This window comes from Paenibacillus sp. FSL R5-0713 (genome assembly GCF_037973325.1).
In the GTDB taxonomy this organism is placed as follows: Bacteria; Bacillota; Bacilli; order Paenibacillales; family Paenibacillaceae; genus Paenibacillus.
In genome coordinates, this window is sequence record NZ_CP150229.1 from 5734265 (window position 1) to 5752371 (window position 18107).

Here is an 18107-nt window from a genome sequence, read left to right on the forward strand (position 1 = left end):
TGTGCTCCAAATTATAGGGCAAGGGGATTTTTCATTTTATCTTGATAGATTAATCATACTCACTACTTTTGAGTATTCTCCAGAGCTCGTTCTTCCATCATGTCGACAATATCCTGAATCTGACCCATGACGGAAATCGGATCGGAAAAATAAAATTTATATCCATCAATCTCGTATAACTCATTGTTTTTGACTGCTTCTAACGTTCCCCACACCGGATCGCTCGCATAGTCGTATGATTCCGCTTTGGCATTCACGGCCATAAATATGTAATCACCAGCATATGATTCGGCGAGTTCATTGGAGATCGTAGCCCAGCCCACTTTTGGATCAATGCTGCGTATTACGTTCTCGTTCATAGGCAAGTCCAATTCACCATGGATCGTTCTGCCCGTATGCGCATTACCATAAAGCGTGATGTCTTTGCTTAAGCCTCCGTCAAACACAGTAACGGTTTCTCCCTCTTTGATTATACTGCTTAAACTCTCCTTGGCCGAAGTCACCTTTTGTTCAAAATCGGTAAGCCATGCCGATGCTTCAGCCTCTTTCCCCAATATAACGCCAAGCTCTTTAACCTGATCACGAACGAGGGCAGAGTTGTCCAGAAAGACGGTTGGGGCGATTTTGGAATAAACATCGTAACTTTTGGCATTGCCTGTAACGATTAGGTCAGGGTTCAGTCCAGTTATTGCTTCAAGATTGTCCGAAATATCCTCGATACCGGAAACCTTGCCCTCCAGATAATGGTTTTGCATGAATACGCCGTTACTTCCCACAGGCTTCACACCCAAGGCCAGAATATGACCTAGGAAGAAATCCGTGACGACACGCTGCGGATTAGCAGGCACTTCGACCTCACCCATGGAAGTATTCACTTTACGTGTCGTTGCTTGGGCATTTTCATTTGTGTTACTTTCGCTTGAACTGTTCGCTTGAGAAGCTGTTGCTTCCGATTGAGCTGTACTTCCATCTCCCGTTGCGGCCCCTGTATTCCCTGAAGAACCGCCACTACATGCATTTAACAGCAACCCAAAAGCCATCAGCAAAGCCACCGGGACTCTCTTTATATTTTTTAACATTTCGTCAGACCCTCCATCTAAGTATTGATAATAATTATCATTATCATATAGAGGAATATAACATGGGGCTGGAGAGCCAACAATATGATTTCTTCCTGCTGAGGATGTAACATCTTCATCTACGAATCGCTTACGATACTTCTGTGGAGAAACACCCATATACTTTTTGAAAGCATTACTAAAATAGTACGCATCCTGATACCCAATAGCTGACGCAATCATTCGTAAGGGAAGCCTTGTTTCGGCTAATTGCTTGCAAGCTTTTTGCATACGCAAACGGATTAGACAGTCAATCGGTCCACGATTAAGCACCTGTTTGAAACAATTCGAGAGATGGCCCGGACTCCGCCCCATTGTTGCCGCCAAAGAGTCCAACGTATGAGGTTTTGCATAGTTCTGCAACAGATACTCCAGCGTCTGTATGACCAACTCGACTGGACTAGCTGTTTTGACGACCGGAGACTGTAGATAATATTGTTCCAACATCTGATAAACCCATTGGTAGAACGATGCCTTGAGTTGAAGCAGAACCGAAGGTCCTTCCTGCTGCTGGGCCTCTAGCATACGATTTGCAATTTCGTATAACATCATTGGCTGCGTTAGTGTCACACGATATGTAATTTGAGTTGGATCTTTGCGATCATCTACAAACAACGGCTCATCGTCGTACGTTTGACCCCGTTCTGCTTTATACGAAATCACTATATACTCTGCTCCGTCTGAACCTGCGTTAACTTCAAACAGACTTCTGGAAGGAGAATGAATGATCTCAAAATGATTGATGGAAAAGGTCTTCTGATTGAGCAATACCAGCAAGTTCCCTCTCTTTATACAAAAAAAACTGCTGGGCTGCATCGTGAATAATATTCTTTGACCCTTTGCAAGAATAGTTCTTTCAACATGGATATCCCGTATACTCGCCTGTTCCCAGAAGAGAAAATGCTCCTCCTGATCTATAATCATGCTGTTTGTTCACCTCAATTAAATGATAATTCATTGCAAGATCATCTTACAACTTCACAATGTTTAGGACCAGCTTCCAATTCATCCAATACACTCATAGAAAACGCACAAAAAACCGTACCCTTCGGGGTACGGTTCTTTCTATATCCTAACGGCTCGCGAAAACCGGAATTGCATATGAATTGAAACGTTCTTCAACACATCATGTTCCAGATGATCAGCGTAATTTAAGCGTCCAATACTTTGGCAAATTGAGTTTTGTTCATACCCAGAATGCGGTGTTCACCAATGACAGTCAATGGCACGGCACGTACACCCATGTCCCACACTTGTTGTGCAAATTCATCGCTAGTTTCGATGTTGCGCTCTTCATAAGAGATCCCTTTGTCAGCCAGGAATGTTTTTACGGATTTGCAGTTCGGGCAGTTCGTTGATGTATATACAATTACGTTTTCCATGTTTAATTCACCTCATATGGTTTATATTATTCTATCGTTTGGTTGAAATCAGTGGAATCAACTCATTCTATTACAGAACAACTGCGCTGTGCTCCAAGCTTTCAATGTATTTCTCGGTGTCCATGGCAGCCATACATCCGCTACCTGCAGCTGTAATTGCTTGTTTGTAACGTGTATCCTGAACGTCACCACATGCGAATACGCCTGGGATGTTTGTCTCGGATGTACCTGGTGTAGTCAGGATATATCCGTGTTCGTCCGTAGTGATCTGTCCGCCAAGGAAACCAGTGTTTGGTGTGTGACCGATAGCTACGAATACGCCGCTTGCCGGAATCACTTCTTCTACACCTGTTTCGTTGTTCAATACTTTCAGACCTGTTACGCCGTTGTCACCAGCAAGGACTTCAAGTGGTGTACGATTCAAAGCCATTTCTACTTTTTCGTTGCTGCGTGCACGATCCTGCATAATTTTGGAGCCACGCAGTTCTTCACGACGGTGTACCAGCGTTACTTTGGAACCGAAACGGGACAGGAAGCTTGCTTCCTCAAGAGCAGAGTCACCACCGCCGATGACGATGATCTCTTTGTTACGGAAGAAGAATCCATCACATGTTGCACATGTGCTGACACCGCGGCCCACATTCGTTTCTTCACCAGGGATACCCAGGTATTTAGCAGATGCACCTGTAGAGAGGATCAATGTTTCCGATACGAGTTCACCCATACCTTCAACTTGAATCTTGAACGGACGCTCGCTCATGTCGATGTTGTTCACCCAGCCTGTACGGAATTCAGCACCGAAACGTTCTGCTTGTTTACGCATGTTGTCCATCAGTTCAGGACCCATGATGCCATCAGGGAAACCTGGGAAGTTCTCCACTTCCGTTGTTGTTGTCAGTTGGCCACCAGGTTGTGGACCTTCAATAACGAGCGGGTTCAAGTTGGCACGTGCCAGATAGATTGCTGCTGTCAGCCCTGCAGGGCCTGTTCCAATAATAATTGATTTATACATGTATAGTTCCTCCCCCGGGTTCTGCAAAAAGGTTAGTCCCTCCGGCATCAAAAGCTGTTGCTTTTGCATACACTAGAACGAAAAGCCTAGATCATGTCCACAAGACCTGCCTGCGTAATGACAATAATCCTATGCAGAAACGGAATTCTAATTTATAATCATTCTAATCTGTTGTTCATTATGATCTCTTTTATGTACGGTGTCAATGCTCGGCAGCGATTATGAAGAAGTCTTCATCAGGAGGGAAAATGGAAGCATGAACGATGCACTCATTGGCAGTATTATATCAGCCATGTCTACCGGCCTAGGGGCCGTACCGATTCTATTTATGCGCAAAATATCGCACCGTCTGCGTGATATCTTGCTGGCATACGCTGCAGGTATTATGACCTCAGCCTCGGTTTATAATCTCATTCCGGAAGCGCTCGGCCAATCGAATCTCTTTGTACTCGCATTTGGTATTATGCTTGGTAGCCTGGTGCTACTGGTGCTCGAGATGAAGATTCCACACGTCGATCTGGAGAATCCCGAGAAAATGCCTTTCAAAATTGAAGCCAAAGCCTTCATGATTATTGCGGCTATTACCATGCATAACCTGCCAGAGGGGTTATCAGTTGGTGTCAGCTACGCAAGCTCGGATGAGAACCTGGGCAATCTTATTGCCTTCTCCATCGGATTGCAGAATGCGCCGGAGGGATTCCTGGTCGCCCTCTTTCTAGTGAACCAGAATATTGGCCGCTTCAAAGCACTGGGCATTGCCACCCTCACCGGAGCAGTAGAGATTATTACAGCGATGATTGGTTACACATTAAGCAGTCTCGTATCCGGCCTCGTCCCTTACGGTCTGGCATTTGCAGCCGGTGCGATGATGTTCATTGTCTATAAAGAACTCATTCCCGAAAGTCACGGCGACGGCAATGCACGAGTGGCAACTATCTCGTTTTTACTCGGACTCATCACGATGATCGGTCTGACCGAACTGTTTTAATTGAAGAATGTATACTTACTATGCACGTTAAACCTTGTTTAAGACTCTTACAGTACAGAAAAAAGAACCCGAGCGAACAGCACCTAAAGCTGTCGACCGGGTTCTTTTTTTAGCCACAAATGAAGATTCCATGAAATTAATGGGATCGCCTGTAAGGTTGTGATGCCCTCTTCTGATCAGGATTGAATGAAACGAATCAATTCCGAATTGAATTTTTCCAATTCATCATAGAAAGCACCATGACCACTCTCTTCAAAAGCAATCAATTGAGACGAAGCGATGCCTTTATGCATCTGCTCTGCGAATTCGAACGGACAGATCTCATCCTTTTTCCCGTGCAAAATGGCCGTCGGCACCTGAATTGAACTCAGGTCACCTCGTAGATCCTCATCCCGCAGGGCAATTGCACTGCGAATGGTACCATAAGATGAAGCCTCCATACCAAGCGCGTGGAACCAATCCATGAATGGCTGGCTGTGTTTCTTCGCGAAGAACATGCCGCCAAATGTCTCCAGCAACTTCGGACGATCTGCAAAAATCGGCTCAATGATCTGCTCGTTCAGCTGCTCTGGAGTCAATCCATACGGATAACCTTCGCGCTGTGTGAACACAGGGGCTGCCGCAGATAACAAGGCCAGCTTGGAGACACCATGTCCCTTATGTCTGGCCATGTAATGTACTGCAATCGCTCCACCCATGGAGAACCCTGCGAGTACCGCGTCTTTCAGCTCCAAATCATCGATAACAGCACGAACATCGTCTGCCATCCGATCATAATCATATCCGGTGGAAGGCTTATCTGATAAGCCGTATCCTCTAAAATCTATCGCAATGGCACGAATGCCATGGTTCGGAAGTACGTTCAATTGATATTCAAACATTTTATAATTAACAGGCCAGCCGTGCAAAAAGACAACCGGAGTGCCTTCACCGATATCTTCAACATATACTTTTACATTCGGTTCCACTTGTACATAACGTCCCATATTTCACAGCTCCCTTTGTCCTCGAATGATTGCAACTTTCTCTTCGAATCATTACCCGTTGACCCAAGGTTCAAACGTGAGCCGTTCAACCAGTCGTATACAACCAGCAAAACCAATGAATCATTTTCATCTCCAAATCCGATTAACGTAGCAGCCTAAGTCCATTCAGGATAACCAGAATTGTACTGCCTTCATGACCTACCACACCCAGAGGCAATGCGACGTCTTGGAGGAAGTTACCTGCAATTAAGGCCAGAATAACGGTGATGGCAAAAAACATATTCTGCTTTACCGTACGCTGTGCTCGGCGCGCCTGCCCAATCACCCAAGCGATCTCTTCGATATTGTCGTTCATCAGCACCGCATCAGCAACCTCCAATGCAGTTCCACTGCCGGACAATCCCATTCCCATACCCACAGTCGCTGCTGCAAGTGCCGGAGCATCATTGACACCATCTCCCACCATTAGCACTGGACCATACTGTTTGCGGAGCATTTGGACCTGCTTCACTTTATCTTCTGGCAGTAAGTCTGCATAGACCATGCTTACCCCCGTTTCACGTGCAATTACAGAGGCTGATTTGGCTCGATCGCCTGTTAACATCGCAACTTTAACTCCCATCGCTTCAAGCCTTCTCACTGCAGCTGCTGCCTGAGGGCGTACCGTATCCCGCATGGCGATCAACCCAGCCATTTCACCATCAGCCATAACAACGGATACCGTCTTTCCCTCCCCCTCAAGACGGGAACGTACTTCGTTCCATTCAGAAGACTGCATCGATTCCATTACATTTGTTTTGCCAATACGCCAGAGCACATCGTTTACCGTTCCTTCGATACCCCAACCCGTTAGGGCCTGTACGTGCTCCGCTTCCTGAAGTGTAAGGTTCTCCTTGTTCGCCTGATCTACGATCGCACGAGCCAAGGGGTGCATGGAGATGTTCTCAATCGCTGCTACCGCAGCTAACAGCTGGGCGCGATCTATATTTTCAGCTGTAATAATATCTGTTACTTGCGGGGTGCCCATGGTCAATGTACCTGTTTTGTCAAAAGCAACGACCTGCGTGCGTGCCATATTCTCCATATGGGCACCACCCTTGAAGAGAATGCCACGGCGCGCACTGCTGGACATCGCGGACAACATGACAGGCATGATCGAAGACACCAATGCACAAGGTGATGCAACAACCAGAAATACCATCGCTTTATAAAGTGCCTCGTTCCATGTCCAGCCAAGCAGCAGTGGAGTTCCTGCAATCACAAGTAAAGTCACCCCTACAACAATGCGTGCGTATATCCCTTCAAACCGCTCCATAAAACGCTGGGAATCCGGCACTTCTGCCTGCGCTTCTTCCACCATTTTAATGATTTTTCCGAACAGTGACCCTTCAGCCGATTTGGTGACCTCCACGTATAAGGCGCCCTCCCCGTTTACCGTACCTGCATAGACCTCATCCCCCGCAACTTTGTCCACAGGTAGGGATTCTCCGGTGATGGACGATTGATTGATAAAAGAACTCCCCCGGTACACGACCCCATCTGCTGGTATGAGTTCTCCCGGTTTCACCAACAGCAGATCACCTGGCTGGAGATCATCAATAGCCACAAGGTTCATCTGCCCATCCTCAATACGCAGTGCTGTCTCCGGCTTCAGCGCGAGCAACGATGAGATATCCTTATGACTGCGCTCTGTCGCATAACTTTCCAACGCACCACTGAGTGCAAAAATAAAGATCAGCATCGCGCCTTCATTCCAGTAACCAATAGCTGCTGCCCCAAGAGATGCGGCAATCATCAGCAGATTTACATCTAGATCACGGTCCTTGACCAGTGTCTCGATGCCTTCCTTCGCCTTGGTCCACCCCCCCACGGCATACGCCACAATGTAGAGCATGATGGATAAGGTACCAAAATACGGTGCAGTTCCCCAGGCAATCAGCATCAATAGCCCGCTGCCCAATGCAGATTGCATCTCTTTATTCTGTACCATGGCTCGAAAATCAGGCTTTTTGCCGCGATTGGGGCCAGGTGTTTGGGACGAGCGTTGTTCTGTTTGTTTCTGTCTGTGTAGAGGTTGATGTATCGCTTGCATATAAATCACAATCCTTTCGAATGTTAGATTTGCGGATGACGAGTCTGCCTATTCCGCTCCCAGAAATGAAGTTGTATTGAGAATGAGAGCCATTGTTAATGCCCTAAAAATGACACATGCTGCTGCGGGAATCCCGCAGCAGCATGGTTTTGTGAATGGTTTTGCAATCATCTCGAATGAGAATGATAATCATTTTTGTGCTTATGCAATTATTTTTACCCAATACAACTTTTAATCAGTATATGCCTGTGATCCTCATTTGTAAATGGGTATTTTTCGGACGGTTACTTTTACTCCTACATGCATATTCAAAAAGACAAAAAACCGCTGTCCATAAAGACAGCGGCTTAAAGCATCTATTGATAGGCGTTTGACCAATTTTATAGCATATCGCTTAAGTGAATGTTTCACATCCACCCAATACCATTTATGCGCCTACACCTGCTCCCTGACTTGCTTTGATCGCTTGCTCCAGATCATGAATAATGTCTTGAATGTTCTCTGTGCCAATAGACAGACGAATCAACTCCGGATTAACCCCTGCGGCAGTTTGTTCATCTTCAGTCAACTGCGCGTGAGTCGTACTTGCCGGGTGAATGATCAGTGACTTGGAATCGCCCACGTTTGCAAGGTGAGAGAACAGTTTAACATTTTCAATCAATTTACGACCCGCTTCCGCACCACCTTTGATTCCAAAGGTCAGAATGGCGCCCTGCCCTCTTGGCAGATACTTCTGGGCAAGCTCGTAAGAATCGTGGCTTGGCAGACCCGCATAACTTACCCAGGACACATCCTCATGTTTCTCTAGGAATTCCGCAACCGCAAGGGCGTTGCTACTATGGCGCTCTACGCGCAGATGTAATGTCTCCAGTCCCTGCAGCAACAACCAGGAGTTAAATGGAGAGATCGTTGCACCCAAGTCACGGAGAAGTTGTACACGAGCTTTGATAATATAAGCAATCGGTCCAACTGCTTCCGTATATACAACACCGTTATAACTGGCGTCCGGCTCCGTCAAACCAGGGAACTTGCCGCTTGCTTTCCAGTCAAATTTTCCGCTATCCACGATAACGCCACCAATGGATGTACCATGACCGCCAATGAATTTCGTTGCAGAGTGAACGACAATATCTGCTCCATGTTCGATTGGACGAAGAAGGTACGGGCTTGGGAACGTATTATCCACGATCAAAGGAATGCCATGTTCATGAGCGATCGCTGCCACCGCTTCAATATCCAGTACATTCCCCTTTGGATTACCGATCGTTTCGGCATACAATGCTTTCGTTTTCTCCGTAATCGCTGCCCGGAAATTCTCAGGATCACTGGAATCCACAAATTTCACGTCCAGACCCAGTTTCGGCAAAGTTGTCGAGAACAGATTGTATGTACCTCCATACAAACTCGCCGAAGACACGATCTCATCGCCTGCACCGGCAATATTCAGAAGCGAAAACGTAATGGCTGCTTGACCAGAAGCAGTAGCCAGCGCCCCAGCTCCGCCTTCCAACGCAGCAATCCGTTGCTCAAATACGTCAGTGGTTGGATTCATCAGACGGGTATAGATGTTGCCAAACTCTTTCAAACCAAACAGATTAGCTGCATGCTCAGTGTCCTTGAAGCCATAGGATGTTGTCTGATACAAGGGAACTGCTCGTGCGTTGGTAGTTGGATCAATCTCCTGACCTGCATGAATTGCCAATGTTTCAAATGAAAGCTCACGTTCGTTTGACATAAATCTGAATCCTCCCTTGATATATACGTTCTATAAGTTCATGATGTCTTGACATGGTGGTGTATGTTTTCCATATTCTCTCACAAGATGTCGCATTTGAAAAGACTTATTTCCGATTTTTCCGATGAGAAATATTAAATATACACATTATCATTTCTATACCAAAAAAACCTTTGCCCTCGCAAAGGTTTTTCGGCTGCTGATGAAGATGCGCTGCATCACTTTTCAAACCGGCTGTCTTTTAGGCTCGAACTGCATCCCATACTTCACGCAAATGTTTGGCCGCAGGCACAGCTTGCTCCGCAGTTACACCTTCAAGTGAAATATCGATATGCGGCTTATACGTTTTTAGCAATTCAAAAAATAACAGGTAATCCAGTATGCCTGCCCCAGGTACCGGATTAAACTTCTCTCCCTGTGCATCGAAGGCGACATCCTTGGCATGGATCACAATCATGCGCTGATATAGCGATTCCATCACCTCGCGCAAGAAAGCTCCTTGATCTGCTGCATGTGGTTGTTTGATCAGATTACACGGGTCGAACAGCATTCCCAGATTGGATGAAGGAATCTCTTCAAACAAACGTGTCATATGTTCATGAGTATGAAGGGTATGTGTGGACACAGGCTCAATCGCTGCATGCACGCCCCATTTCTCCGCTTCCTCGGCCAACTCCTCAACCGTTTCTTTCAGCACACTCCACGCCTTCTCTTCATATCCATCCGGATGCGTATCCTGATAGGTGTCCAAGCTTCCGGTCTCCGTTGCGACCATGCTGCAACCGAAATCCCGGGCATAACGCAGATGTTCCTTGAATCGATCAATATCCGCACGGCGGCTTACCGGATCAGGGTCAATCGGATTAATATAACAGCCCAGTACCGCAATCTTCACTCCGCGCTGTGCAAATTGATCTCCAATCTCATTCGCCAGACCGGGGCTCAGCTTGCCATTCGATGAGTCCACATCGGATAATGCTTTGGCAAGTGCCAGCTGTACAGAGTTGAATCCGTTATCTGCAATTGTCTGCGCGAGCTGTGCTGTAGGCTGTTTACCAAATGTATGTGCCAGAATACCAAGTTTCATCTCACTGCCTCCTTATGCTAATCCGATGATCAAGCGATTAACGTGCCATCCAGCCACCATCGACATTCAGCACATGACCATTCAGATAATCCGAAGCGGCAGATGCCAGAAAGACAACCGGGCCTTTCAGATCTTCCGGTGTTCCCCAACGCCCCGCAGGAATACGGGCTGTAATATCCCGGTAACGATTCTCGTCCGCACGGATCTGAGTAGTATTATCGGTTTCCATATAACCAGGTGCGATACCGTTAATCTGGATACCTTTCCCTGCCCATTCGTTGGCGAGTGCTTTGGTTAAACCGGCAACACCATGTTTGCTGGCTGTGTACCCTGGCACGTTAATCCCACCTTGATAGGACAACATGGATGCAATATTAATGATTTTGCCGCTTCCGCGTTCGATCATATGTCTGCCAGCCAATTGGCTCAGGAAAAATACCGTGTTCAGGTTCAGACCAATGACATCATGCCAGTCCTTCCCTGTATGATCAGCCGCAGGTGTGCGGCGAATGATTCCCGCATTGTTGACGAGAATATCAATTCTGCCTTGGAACGCAAGCGCCTGTTCGAACACAGCCGCCAACTCATCTTCACGACTTAAATCCGCTTCAATCACATAAGCTTTGCGTCCGAGTGCTTCAATGGCACTTGCCGTTTCGGCAGGTTTGGAATAAGAGACCAGCACCACATCAGCGCCTGCTTCCGCCAAACCAATGGCCATCCCTTGTCCAAGTCCTCCCGAGGTACCTGTTACCATTGCAACTTGTCCGCTTAAATCAAATGGGTTCATGAATGATTCCCTCCGCATGATTGTAATATGCATTTCATCGATCTGTCCGTTCTTTAATCCCATGAATCATGAATGAGGTTAACTTTGATAATCCACTGTGACACCGCTCTGCTCGTATAAGGCAACTGTCTCTTCATCCAAACGATGATCACTGATAATATAGTCCAGTTCCGAACACTGGGCAAAAGTTCGCAGTGCAAATTGTCCGAATTTATAATGATCCACAACACCATATACCTGCTGGGAGGCAGATATCATTGCTTTTTTCAAGGGAACCAGATCTCCCGTGTATATGGATAATCCAAATTCCGGATGAAGTGCTGTCGTGGATATAAAGGCTTTATGAATATTAAGACCGGAGATAAATGCAACCGTGTCATCCCCCACCAACATATTCCGTACACGAGCCCCGCCAGGCACAACCAGTCGCACTTGCTCCTTCTTGGTAAGCTCAGCAATAATGAACAAGTCGTTGGTCACCACCGTCAGCGGCTGATTGTCGAGACGTTTAGCCATCTCCAGCGTGGTGCTTCCACCATCGAGAGCAACGATATCGCCAGGTCGAATGTAAGCCAGGGCCCTTTCAGCAATCTCCGTTTTCTCCGATTGATGCTTCTCGGTAACTCCCCGGCTGTTCAAGATGCCATACTGGTCATTCTGAGCCAGCATAGCACCACCATGAACACGTACGAGTAGACCCATACTCTCCAACTTGTCGAGATCCTCTCGCACTGTTTTCCCAGTCACCTGCAACAGCTCACTCAGATCACTGACGGTTACTTCCTGGCGCTCCAGCAGAGCCTCCATAATTTTTTCATGTCTTTTCAATGGATTCATCCTAATCAACTTCCTATACCACCTGAGTCAAATGGCAGTTTCACACTTACACTTCGGGTACAGAAAACCTTCCGATCACTCTTATCCCCATATTTCCTTTGATCCCTTATTTAAAGGGAGAAATCTGGTGATAAAGGCGCACGCTTCGCTTCTTCTGGTCCTTTCTGTCCCCTCCGTTATAGTGTCTACCCTGTCAATTTAACTCAGACATCTGTAATTTATTATTTCAGGTCTTTCATCGCTACGCCGTCCATATCTTCGAACGTCTGGTTCTCACCAGCCATCGCCCAACAGAAGGTGTAATTGCTCGTACCCACACCACTGTGAATGGACCAGCTTGGGGAGATGATCGCCTGACGGTCGCGTACAACCAGATGCCGCGTCTCGTTTGGCTCACCCATCATGTGGAATACAACGCCATCCTCAGGCAGATTCCAGTACAAGTATACTTCGGAACGGCGGTTATGGGTATGTGCAGGCATGGTATTCCACATGTTACCCTTGTCGAGTTCGGTAATACCCATTACCAGCTGACAACTCTGAATTCCACCTTCTCCTTGGTGAATGTAACGATAGATCGTACGCTCATTGGAAGTTTCGATGCTGCCCAGATGATTCGGCTGAGCCTGCTCTTGTGTTGCTTTTACTGTTGGATAGGTATGGTGAGCCGGTGTGGATACAAAATAGAATTGTGCAGGTTGAGCCTTATCACTGCTCGTGAACACAACTTCTTTCACACCTCTACCGATATAGAGACATTCCTTTGCTCCAATCTCATAACCTTGGCCATCCGCTGTTACTGTTCCATGACCACCTACATTAATGATACCGATTTCACGACGCTCCAGGAAAAAGTTCGTTCCGATATCCTTCAGGTTCACTTCAAGGGTAATGTCTTTGCTCTCAGGTACAGCCGTTCCCACAATATAACGATCCACATGAGAATACACCGTTATCAATTCATCGGTTGCAAACAGTTGCTCCATCAAAAATTCCTCACGCAGGCGAGATGTATCATACGTTTTCACTTCATTGGGATGTGCAGCATAACGATTTTCCATTATTAATCCATTCCTTTCGTCATTTAAATTAGTTGGAATTGAGTTTGAACATGTTCATATAAGTTCATTTTAGTTCATTATGTATCTTTTGTGTACCTTTATTTTTAAAATGATTTATTTCATTAATAATTAACGATGTTTATTTCTTAATAAGAACAAAAAAAGATCTCCCCAGTCTGTATCACAGACCGGGAGATCTTCTTTGATTCACATATTAATGTGCAACAGCGTTGTTAAGCATGATCCAGATCGAACCAATTACGATGGTCATCATAATCAGCAATCCGAATATAAGTGCCATTACATTCCAGCGTGGTTTTTCTGTTTCACGAATATGCATGAAGAAGAAGAGTTGAACCACAAACTGAAGTGCTGCTGTACCCAGAATCACAATAAGTGTTCCTGTTTTGCCCATCATGTCGTTCAGAACCACCACAAGTGGAATGATTGTCAGTACGACGGACAGAATGAAGCCGATGACATAAGACTTCAGTGAGCCATGTTGTTCATGGCCGTGGGAATCATGTGAGTTGTGCTCTGCCATCTACATCACCCCCATGAGATAGACGATCGACAGGAGGAAGATCCATACGACGTCCAAGAAGTGCCAGTACAAGCTGATAACGTTGATCTTACCACGAGTAACGTCGGTAATCCCACGTTTTTTCAGTTGGAACATGAGTCCGATCATCCAGATCAGACCAAGCGATACGTGAAGTCCGTGAGTACCCACGAGGGTGAAGAATGCACCCGAAGCTGCACTCGTCGTGTAACTGAATCCTTCGTGAACCATCTCAATAAACTCATAAACCTCTAGGGCGATAAAGCTTGCACCCAGAACAGCTGTAACAATCAGCCAGTTAATCAATTGTTTCACTTTACCCTGGTTCATTGCCAGAACGGCAAGTCCGCTCGTAAATGAACTCGTGAGCAAGATAAATGTCTCGGCGATAACGCCAGGCATTTTGATCAGTTCGGACAAAATCGGTCCGCCCGCCGAATTGTCACGCAACACAATGAAGGTTGCGAACAATACGGAGAACAAGATAACGTCGGAAATCAGGAAGAACCAGAAACCGAGAATTTTCATTTCCTGTGGATCATGGTGGCCATGGTCATGACCATGCGCATGATTCTCACCGTGCTTAGCGGCTGCTTGAGCCATCTATACCGACCCCCTTAACGACGCTTCGGTACGCTTAATTTCGTCGACCGGAATGTAATAATCCGTATCGTAAGAGAATGAACGGGCGATCATACAGATGCCTACGCCAGCAAGTCCGAGAATCGCCATCCACAGCCATCCGAATACGAAGCCAAAGCCGGCTACAAACCAGAAGACAGACATAATGAACGGAATCGAAGAATTCTTCGGCATATGAATTGGTTCATATACAGGCTCAGGCGGATGAATGCCTTTCGCACGACGTTCTTTCTCTTCCCACCACTCATCAATATCATCTCCGCGCGGTGTAACAGCGAAGTTGTACTCTGGAGCTGGTGAAGGAATCGACCACTCGAGCGTACGACCATCCCATGGATCGCCGGAAGCTTTAAGTGTTTTGTATTTGCGAATACCGTCTGCAATTTGTGCAACTTGGAACAAGAATCCGACACCCATCAGGAATGCCCCGATTGTGGATACGAAGTTCAATTCCCACCAGCCAGTATCCCAGCCGTATGTGCTCAGACGACGTGTCATACCCATCAGACCGACAGCGTACTGCGGCATGAAGCAGACATAGAAACCAATATTCCAAGTCCAGAATGCCCATTTGCCCAGTTTCTCTTCGAGTTGGAAACCGAACATTTTAGGCCACCAGTAATACAGACCAGCGAAGTATCCGAAGACAACGCCACCGATCAATACTTGGTGGAAGTGGGCAATCAGGAAGTAACTGTTATGGAACTGGAAGTCAGCAGGAGCAACGGATAACAGAACGCCTGTCATACCCCCGACAATAAAGCACGGGATAAAGGCAAGTGTCCACATCATCGGAGTCGCCATGCGAATCCTTCCTCGATACATGGTAAACAGCCAGTTAAATATCTTAACCCCTGTTGGAATAGCAATCAACATCGTAGTTACGGCGAAGAATGCATTCACGTCCGCTCCTGAACCCATCGTGAAGAAGTGATGCGCCCATGTGAAGAAGGACAGGAAGCTGATGATTAACATTGCAAATACCATTGACTTGTAACCAAACAGTTTTTTCCGCGAGAAGGTACTTACAATCTCGGAGAACACACCGAATGCCGGCAAGACGACAATGTATACCTCAGGGTGACCCCACATCCAGATCAAGTTGATATACATCATTGGGTTACCGCCCAGATCAAGTGTGAAGAAATGCGCCCCGGCAAACCTGTCGAGGAATAGCAATGCAAGTGTCACAGTCAAGATCGGGAAAGCAAACAAGATAATGATACATGTGGAGAATACCGACCATGTGAACATCGGCATTTTCATCCATCTCATACCTGGCGCACGCATTTTAATGATGGTAACCAGGAAGTTGATACCGGTAGCCAGGGAACCGATACCCGATATCTGTATACCCCATATATAGAAGTTCTGTCCGACCCCCGGACTGTGTGACAGCTCCGATAGAGGTGGATAACTCAGCCATCCTGCATCCGGTGAACCACCGATAACGAAGGACAGGTTAAACAGCATTGCTCCCAGGAAGAATAACCAGAAGCTTAATGCATTCAGAAACGGGAAGGCAACGTCCCTTGCTCCGATCTGTAATGGCACGATAACGTTAAATAAACCAAACATGAATGGCATCGCCATGAACAGGATCATGATCGTGCCGTGAGTTGTAAAGACCTGATTATAATGTTCAGGATGTAAGAAATCCATGTTAGGCATAGCCAGCTGCAGACGCATCATCAATGCATCCACACCACCACGGAACAACATGATAATGGAAGCAATGATATACATAATACCGATCTTTTTATGATCGACGGTAGTTAACCAGTTACGCCAGAGCCAGCCCCATTTTTTGAAATAAGTCAGCACCGTTACGATAGTTATCATCGTAATACCGATGGCCACGTCTGCTCCATAGATCAGCGGGTCGCCAGTTACGAAAAACTCCGATGCGAACTCTTTAAGTCTCTCTAACATTGGGGGCCTCCTTTCGAATCTTTAGTTAGCACTCTTGTCCTCATCTTGATTGGACACATCTGTTTGACTTTGAATGGCTCCAGAAGCTTCACTTGAACTTCCATGCTTACTGTGAGCACTTTGACCATCGACAACATACTTGGTCACAATATTTTGGAACAATCCTTCTGGGAAGGCAGAATAATAAGCTACATTGCTTGTTCCTGGTTCAGCCAGTGCAGCGTAACCCTCTGTAGTCAATTCCTGAGAATTCTGTTTCACTTCAGCGACCCACTTGTCAAAATCTTCGTCCGATGTAGCATTCACATCAAAACGCATTTCTCCAAAATGCTCACCTGTGAAGTTAGCGCCTGAACCCCAGTACTTGCCTTCATGATCTGCTTGCAGATACAAGGTCATCGCCATACCCGACATCGTATAAATCTGTCCTCCAAGTTGCGGAATCCAGAATGAGTTCATCGGTGAATCCGCAGTGAGTTCAAATTTCACGGGCCGGTCTGCCGGAATATTCAGCGTGTTGACCGTTGCAATCCCTTGCTCAGGATACATAAACAACCATTTCCAATCCAGTGAAGACACTTGGATGGTAATTGGTGCTTTCTCGTGAGCCAACGGCTTCGAAGGCTCCAGATCATACGTGTAACGAATAGTAACAATGGCAAGCAGTCCAATAATAATAATTGGAACCGTCCACCAGATTGCCTCCGCCTTCGTACTATGAGACCAGTTAGGCTCATAAGCAGCTTTGTTATCCGGCTTGTCGCGGTAACGCCATACGATTACGGCAGACAAAATGAGTACTGGCACAATGATGACAGCACACAAAATTGTCGAGATGACAATCAAATCTCTCTGCGAAGCGCCAATTGGCCCCTTCGGATCCAGAACAACGTATTGTCCGCCTGCCAGCATTGGCCAGACAATCAATGCAATTGTAACCAACGTCAGGACAACCGGAATGATAATCCGGATTAGCGACCTAGGTTTCTTGTTCATTTTGATCCCCTCTCCTTAAATTCGCTCATACTGAAAAATCAGTATACTACTCTCTTCCTACTAAAGATATCAGAAATGAACAACTTTTTTGTTCTTGTTAACAAATTTGTCGATTTTACACCTTAAATGTGTGAATTTTTTCTCACAAATCGCTTGCATGGTTGATATTTGTACATTGTAATCTTTACACATCAAGTCACAAAATAAAACCCTTTGCAGTCCCGTTGATCAGTGTCAACGAATCCGCAAAGGGCTTTATTGACTGGATTCCGGGTACTTATCCAGTCTTATTATGAACGAATTAACGCAGGATTATAATCAATCGGCGCCTTCGTCTTCCCGGCGTGTATGAACAAGGCCAATTGCTTTGGCAATTACGTAAATAAACACACTACCTACAAGGAATCCAATACCGACCATCAAGCCAAGATTACGATCATTAAAATCATTCAAATTGATCAGACACATGACCACTCCCGTAATGAGTGCGACCCATGCCAGAACTGTCATCGTCAAGACGGCGCGCCGCATATTTTTGTCTTTGCGCTCCAATTGGCTGACCATTGCTGTCTTCGATGCCATAGTAAACACTTCCTTTTCCCTTTTTGTAAGTGCTTTCCTTATACCAATATACCACATCAGTATGAATTTTAGTCAACAAATGTTCAAATTTTATTCGCAATTTGGACACTTTATTTTATTTTCAACTGTTGACAAAACATTATTCAATTTACTCATACTTCTTATAACCCAAAAATCGTCTTTTCATAACAGGAACTCTACTTGACCTTATGAAACCTTTATGAACTACTCTTTGATAACTGTAAAAATACAAAAAAGACGGTGCATTGGAATACTCCAATGTTACCGTCTTTTTCTTCATTAAT

The 18107-nt window shown here is 46.0% G+C and carries 16 protein-coding genes; 1 reads left to right on the plus strand and 15 read right to left on the minus strand.

What is annotated here, in order from left to right:
• Positions 1-62: 62 nt before the first annotated feature.
• The 3 genes from MKZ12_RS25550 to trxB form a co-directional block, all read right to left on the minus strand.
• Positions 63-1895 carry an AraC family transcriptional regulator gene (locus MKZ12_RS25550; RefSeq protein ID WP_339257434.1) on the minus strand — a complete coding sequence of 611 codons (1833 nt, stop codon included), beginning with the start codon at positions 1893-1895 and terminating at the stop codon, positions 63-65.
• Positions 1896-2269: 374 nt separating this feature from the next.
• Complete coding sequence (locus MKZ12_RS25555; protein WP_339237784.1) at positions 2270-2500, minus strand: glutaredoxin family protein; 231 nt, start codon at positions 2498-2500, stop codon at positions 2270-2272.
• 70 nt (positions 2501-2570) lie between these two features.
• On the minus strand, positions 2571-3512 hold the full coding sequence (gene trxB, locus MKZ12_RS25560) for a thioredoxin-disulfide reductase (protein WP_105601888.1): 942 nt from the start codon (positions 3510-3512) through the stop codon (positions 2571-2573).
• Between the two features lie 256 nt (positions 3513-3768).
• Here trxB and MKZ12_RS25565 point away from each other — a divergent pair, with 256 nt between their 5' ends.
• Entirely contained in the window at positions 3769-4500 is a 732-nt protein-coding gene (locus MKZ12_RS25565; RefSeq protein ID WP_253440965.1) for a ZIP family metal transporter, read from the plus strand.
• 176 nt (positions 4501-4676) lie between these two features.
• Here MKZ12_RS25565 and MKZ12_RS25570 read toward each other — a convergent pair whose 3' ends face one another.
• The 12 genes from MKZ12_RS25570 to MKZ12_RS25625 form a co-directional block, all read right to left on the minus strand.
• Entirely contained in the window at positions 4677-5486 is an 810-nt protein-coding gene (locus MKZ12_RS25570) for an alpha/beta hydrolase (protein ID WP_017692232.1), read from the minus strand.
• 142 nt (positions 5487-5628) lie between these two features.
• Positions 5629-7578 carry a heavy metal translocating P-type ATPase gene (locus MKZ12_RS25575; protein WP_339257436.1) on the minus strand — a complete coding sequence of 650 codons (1950 nt, stop codon included), beginning with the start codon at positions 7576-7578 and terminating at the stop codon, positions 5629-5631.
• Between the two features lie 427 nt (positions 7579-8005).
• Positions 8006-9313 (minus strand): homocysteine synthase, encoded by a 1308-nt coding sequence (locus tag MKZ12_RS25580; RefSeq protein ID WP_339257438.1) that lies wholly within the window; start codon positions 9311-9313, stop codon positions 8006-8008.
• Between the two features lie 241 nt (positions 9314-9554).
• Entirely contained in the window at positions 9555-10400 is an 846-nt protein-coding gene (locus tag MKZ12_RS25585; RefSeq protein ID WP_339257440.1) for a sugar phosphate isomerase/epimerase, read from the minus strand.
• 37 nt (positions 10401-10437) lie between these two features.
• Positions 10438-11190, minus strand: coding sequence for a 2-dehydro-3-deoxy-D-gluconate 5-dehydrogenase KduD (kduD, locus tag MKZ12_RS25590; RefSeq protein ID WP_339257442.1), 753 nt, complete (start codon positions 11188-11190; stop codon positions 10438-10440).
• A gap of 78 nt (positions 11191-11268) precedes the next feature.
• Positions 11269-12027, minus strand: coding sequence for a DeoR/GlpR family DNA-binding transcription regulator (locus tag MKZ12_RS25595; RefSeq protein WP_339257443.1), 759 nt, complete (start codon positions 12025-12027; stop codon positions 11269-11271).
• A 221-nt stretch (positions 12028-12248) separates the two neighbouring features.
• Positions 12249-13088 carry a 5-dehydro-4-deoxy-D-glucuronate isomerase gene (gene kduI, locus MKZ12_RS25600; protein WP_339257445.1) on the minus strand — a complete coding sequence of 280 codons (840 nt, stop codon included), beginning with the start codon at positions 13086-13088 and terminating at the stop codon, positions 12249-12251.
• A gap of 214 nt (positions 13089-13302) precedes the next feature.
• Positions 13303-13632, minus strand: a complete 330-nt coding sequence (cyoD, locus tag MKZ12_RS25605) for a cytochrome o ubiquinol oxidase subunit IV (RefSeq protein WP_091019256.1) — start codon at positions 13630-13632, stop codon at positions 13303-13305.
• Positions 13633-14253 carry a cytochrome o ubiquinol oxidase subunit III gene (gene cyoC, locus MKZ12_RS25610; protein WP_253440979.1) on the minus strand — a complete coding sequence of 207 codons (621 nt, stop codon included), beginning with the start codon at positions 14251-14253 and terminating at the stop codon, positions 13633-13635.
• Positions 14254-16224 (minus strand): cbb3-type cytochrome c oxidase subunit I, encoded by a 1971-nt coding sequence (locus tag MKZ12_RS25615; RefSeq protein WP_124118137.1) that lies wholly within the window; start codon positions 16222-16224, stop codon positions 14254-14256.
• A 21-nt stretch (positions 16225-16245) separates the two neighbouring features.
• The gene (cyoA, locus tag MKZ12_RS25620; RefSeq protein ID WP_339237801.1) at positions 16246-17220 is read right to left on the minus strand and encodes a ubiquinol oxidase subunit II; all 975 of its coding nucleotides are present in this window, start codon (positions 17218-17220) and stop codon (positions 16246-16248) included.
• Positions 17221-17538: 318 nt separating this feature from the next.
• On the minus strand, positions 17539-17802 hold the full coding sequence (locus MKZ12_RS25625; protein WP_091038518.1) for a hypothetical protein: 264 nt from the start codon (positions 17800-17802) through the stop codon (positions 17539-17541).
• Positions 17803-18107 lie beyond the last annotated feature (305 nt).

Coding starts and splice junctions, on each gene's coding strand:
- MKZ12_RS25555 (WP_339237784.1), bottom strand. CDS start 2,500: ATGGAAAACGTAATTGTATATACATCAACGAACTGCCCGAACTGCAAA.
- trxB (WP_105601888.1), bottom strand. CDS start 3,512: ATGTATAAATCAATTATTATTGGAACAGGCCCTGCAGGGCTGACAGCA.
- MKZ12_RS25565 (WP_253440965.1), top strand. CDS start 3,769: ATGAACGATGCACTCATTGGCAGTATTATATCAGCCATGTCTACCGGC.
- MKZ12_RS25570 (WP_017692232.1), bottom strand. CDS start 5,486: ATGGGACGTTATGTACAAGTGGAACCGAATGTAAAAGTATATGTTGAA.
- MKZ12_RS25575 (WP_339257436.1), bottom strand. CDS start 7,578: ATGCAAGCGATACATCAACCTCTACACAGACAGAAACAAACAGAACAA.
- MKZ12_RS25580 (WP_339257438.1), bottom strand. CDS start 9,313: ATGTCAAACGAACGTGAGCTTTCATTTGAAACATTGGCAATTCATGCA.
- MKZ12_RS25585 (WP_339257440.1), bottom strand. CDS start 10,400: ATGAAACTTGGTATTCTGGCACATACATTTGGTAAACAGCCTACAGCA.
- kduD (WP_339257442.1), bottom strand. CDS start 11,190: ATGAACCCATTTGATTTAAGCGGACAAGTTGCAATGGTAACAGGTACC.
- MKZ12_RS25595 (WP_339257443.1), bottom strand. CDS start 12,027: ATGAATCCATTGAAAAGACATGAAAAAATTATGGAGGCTCTGCTGGAG.
- kduI (WP_339257445.1), bottom strand. CDS start 13,088: ATGGAAAATCGTTATGCTGCACATCCCAATGAAGTGAAAACGTATGAT.
- cyoD (WP_091019256.1), bottom strand. CDS start 13,632: ATGGCAGAGCACAACTCACATGATTCCCACGGCCATGAACAACATGGC.
- cyoC (WP_253440979.1), bottom strand. CDS start 14,253: ATGGCTCAAGCAGCCGCTAAGCACGGTGAGAATCATGCGCATGGTCAT.
- MKZ12_RS25615 (WP_124118137.1), bottom strand. CDS start 16,224: ATGTTAGAGAGACTTAAAGAGTTCGCATCGGAGTTTTTCGTAACTGGC.
- cyoA (WP_339237801.1), bottom strand. CDS start 17,220: ATGAACAAGAAACCTAGGTCGCTAATCCGGATTATCATTCCGGTTGTC.
- MKZ12_RS25625 (WP_091038518.1), bottom strand. CDS start 17,802: ATGGCATCGAAGACAGCAATGGTCAGCCAATTGGAGCGCAAAGACAAA.